The 3,330-nt window shown below is 68.1% G+C and carries 3 protein-coding genes and 1 pseudogene; all 4 read right to left on the bottom strand.

The genetic code is table 11. The features are described 5' to 3' along the window. Positions 1-488 (bottom strand): S8 family serine peptidase (locus A5659_RS21870; RefSeq protein ID WP_231997968.1); only part of this gene is annotated, 488 nt, incomplete at its 3' end. Beyond that, positions 466-1,977 (bottom strand): type VII secretion integral membrane protein EccD, encoded by a 1,512-nt coding sequence (gene eccD / locus A5659_RS21865; protein WP_067184207.1) that lies wholly within the window; start codon positions 1,975-1,977, stop codon positions 466-468. The genes eccD and A5659_RS21870, both read right to left, overlap by 23 nt. Positions 1,978-2,245: 268 nt before the next feature. Continuing rightward, positions 2,246-3,148, bottom strand: a complete 903-nt coding sequence (locus tag A5659_RS21860; RefSeq protein WP_066870696.1) for an ESX secretion-associated protein EspG — start codon at positions 3,146-3,148, stop codon at positions 2,246-2,248. Between the two features lie 103 nt (positions 3,149-3,251). Then, a pseudogene (locus A5659_RS21855) lies at positions 3,252-3,330 on the bottom strand (type VII secretion protein EsxI); the annotation flags it as partial.

Raw genomic sequence — 3,330 nt, 5'->3', positions numbered from 1 at the left:
GGCGCCGCCGGCGGCACCCCGGCACCGTTGGCCGAGGCCGCACCGATCATCGAGGCCACGATGGTGCCGTGCGCGTCGCAGTCGGACAGGCCGTCGCCGGCCATGATGTAGTCACCGCCGGCGATCAGGTGCGGAAACCGCGGGTGCGGCGTCACGCCGGTGTCGATGACGGCCACCTTCACGCCGGCACCACGACCGAACTGCCACGCCTCCTGCAGGTTCAGCATGTCCATGTACTTGGGTTGCAGCCGGAAGTCGGTCCCCGGCAGCACACCGACCTCGGTGCAGTACGAGTTCTGCTTCATCGGCGCCCCCGGTCCCGGCGGACCGTCCGGCGGCACCGCGCCCGCGTCGATCGTCGGGGGCGAAATCGCGTACGCCGGAGGCAGACCGGCCAACGCGCCCGAGGCGAGCAGCGCGGCGGCGAGGGTCGCGGCGCACGCGCGACCACGCCACACCTTGCCGTTAGCGATAGCGGATAGCTGCATAGACATTCATCAACCACAATGCCAGCGGGAAAATTGGCATCAGGCAGAGGTATTCAATCCATTCCACGAATTTGCGGAATAGCGGGCTGTAGACGGTGTTCGGCACTACGGCCGCCGATGTCAGTCCCGCGGCCGGCAGCAACACCAGGATCGCCGCGCTGATCGACACCGCCAGCGGCGACTGCAGCACCAGCGCGTAACGCAACACCACCGCACCGACGATCAGCACGGCCGTTCCGGCCAGGGTGATCGCCTGCCAGCGGTCGACGTACGAGCGGCCGCGCAGCATCAGGAAGCCCGCGCTGAAGCCGGCCAGCAGGACGGGCAGCCAGCGTTGTCCGGTGTGCGGATCCGACAGCGCGGTCAGCGAGACGATCATCAGCACGCCGAGCCCGATCAGCAAACCCGACAGGAAGGACCGGGCGCGTTCGGCCTGGGTCAGCACGTCGCGGACCGAGGCGGGCCCCTCCAGCACCGGAGGACCGCCGTCGGAGCGCACCACGGTGGTGGGCAGGTCGGGTCGGGCCTCGAACACCCACCGGCTGGTGGCCGACGGGAAGACGGGCAACCGGATGCCGGCCAGCCGGCGCGAGATGGCCGGCGCGCTCTGGTAGATCATGACGGACACCAGCACGACGCAGGTGAACAGCGTCACGGCGCTGGTCATCGCGACCATGCGCGCCAGCGCGGCCACCGCCGCGATCAGGCTGACCGTGACGATCGCCGTGTAGATCGCCAGCCGGCGCCCGGTGAAGCGCAGCGCCAGTATCGCGGCGATGGTGAGGACGCCGAAACCCAGCACCGCGTGCGGGGATCCGACGCCGCCGGGCGGCGCGGCCGCCGCCGCGATCGAGATGGGGGCGAGGCTGCTCAGCAGCATGGTGTCGCCGACGCGCCGTTCCTGCTGCGTGGTCGCCCGCATCAGCAGCATCAGCGAGACGCCGAGCACAACTGCGCCGATCACGCCCGCGTAGACGGTCGGCAGCCACGAGTTGTGGTGCCAGCGCCACCAGCCGAGTAGGCCGGCGGCGGTCGTCACTCCGACGGCCACCATCGTCGCGCCGACCTGCACCGCCACGACCGGGTCGATGGCGGCGAAGCGCTTGCTGAGATCCGCCGCGACGGCGGTGGAGATGTGCTCGATGACCTGCGAGCGGTGCTCGGTGTCCGGGATGAACCGGATCCACAACCGGTCGCCGTCGTAGACGTCCTGCTCGCTCAGCGATTGGGTGGCCCGCAGCGGCGAACCGTCCACCAGGCACAGTGCCCAGCGGCCCCGGCCGGAGGCCTCCAGCGGGGTCTCGCCGAGTTCGCGGAGCCGGCTGTTGACCACCTTCAGCAACGGTTCCGTCATCACCGAGACGGGGGCGTTGGCGTCGAGCAGGACGCCGATCTGGACACCCGCGCCGGCCATCACGCCGACGACGACTGCCTGAGGCTGCGAGATTCCTTCTACGTCAGGCTGTGGTACTTCAACTACCGCAGTCATCGCCCTGCACTCCCTATCGTGATGAATGTGTGAGCCCGTGCCGCCAGTCGCGCGCGGGCCTGCGCCGGTGTACCCGTCGAGGTGCTGGCGCCCCCCGCCAAGTCCATTCCGACTAAGTGGAATTCCATCTGCCTCGCCTTGCGATTAAGAGTTGTCGTTGACACCCGTTTGAGATTTGCTGATGTCTTTGAGAGAAGTATGCCGTGTTCGCAGCTCAACCGCATGTTGAGTGCAAAGACATTGGTGAACTCTGTGTTTCGCGGGAATGTCAGACCCGGCTGTGCGTTTTCCACTCGCCGTAGGGAAGTGTGTCGAGCACAGTCTTGACGCCGACCTGCACGAGCTGCGGGGTCGCCGGACAAATGGCCAGCCACGCCTCGCCCGAACCCGCGGTGCGGGCCTGCTGATACAGCGCGATGCGTCCGCCGGAGCCGTCTTTGAGTGACAGCACCGACGCGCTGGGGCCCTTGGCGTCGTCCTGGTACTGGCGGGCGTACACCGCGACCTCGGCGGCGGGGTCGGACAGCGCCTGACCCAGCGCGGCCACGGTGGCGGCGCTGATGCCCATCCGGCGCAGGTCTCCCCCGGAGAACACGTTGAAGCCGGACTCCTGCCACGACTTGGTCGCTTCCAGCATTTCCTCCAGCGGCACGTTGACCGCGTTGATCGCTGCGGGCTCGGCGTGGTGGATGGACTCGAGCGCGTCGATCACCAGGGACGCGATCGAGGCGCTGTCCGCGACGGCGACGTCGTCGACGGTGATCTCACCGCCCACCCGGACCGCCGACACCCAGTGCTGTCCGCGACGGGCCAGCACCACCCGGAATTCGTTGTCGGGGATGTCGCGCGAGCCCGGGGGCTGGTTCTCGTCATCGAGGACGCCGTAGGCCAGCTTGCCTCGGGACAACAGGGCGACCACTTCGAGGTCGGGCGCCGCGAGCACTCGCATCCGCGCGGCCACGTGCTCGTTCACCTGGTCGTTCTCGACGATGCCCTGCTCGCGCATCACCGTCATGCCGGGATGCTCGTTGAGCCAGTCGTTCGAGTCGGTAGACACGTATGGCCGGCACCGCAGCTCGGGCGCGACGTGCCGGATGTCCAGCAGCGCCTGGAGCATCCAGAAACCGTCGACGTTGACAGTGATGTCGGTGCGGGTGCTCTGTTGGTCCATCACTTCCCCAATCGGTCCCTAATACTTCAAGCCAAACTGCACGGTAACCGCAGGACGCGGCAGCACACCGACGGGTGGTGTGCTGCCGCGCCTGAAGTTGCGGTTAGGCCCAGCTGGACCCAACGGCGCTGTCGGTGCTGGCCATGTTGCTGCCCGCGGACTGGACCTTCTGTCCGTGGGAG

The organism is Mycobacterium sp. 1165196.3 (assembly GCF_001673415.1).
Lineage (GTDB): Bacteria > Actinomycetota > Actinomycetes > Mycobacteriales > Mycobacteriaceae > Mycobacterium > Mycobacterium europaeum_A.
Note: the sequence above shows the minus strand (reverse complement) of the source record. Positions and strands in the feature narration are given on the sequence as shown.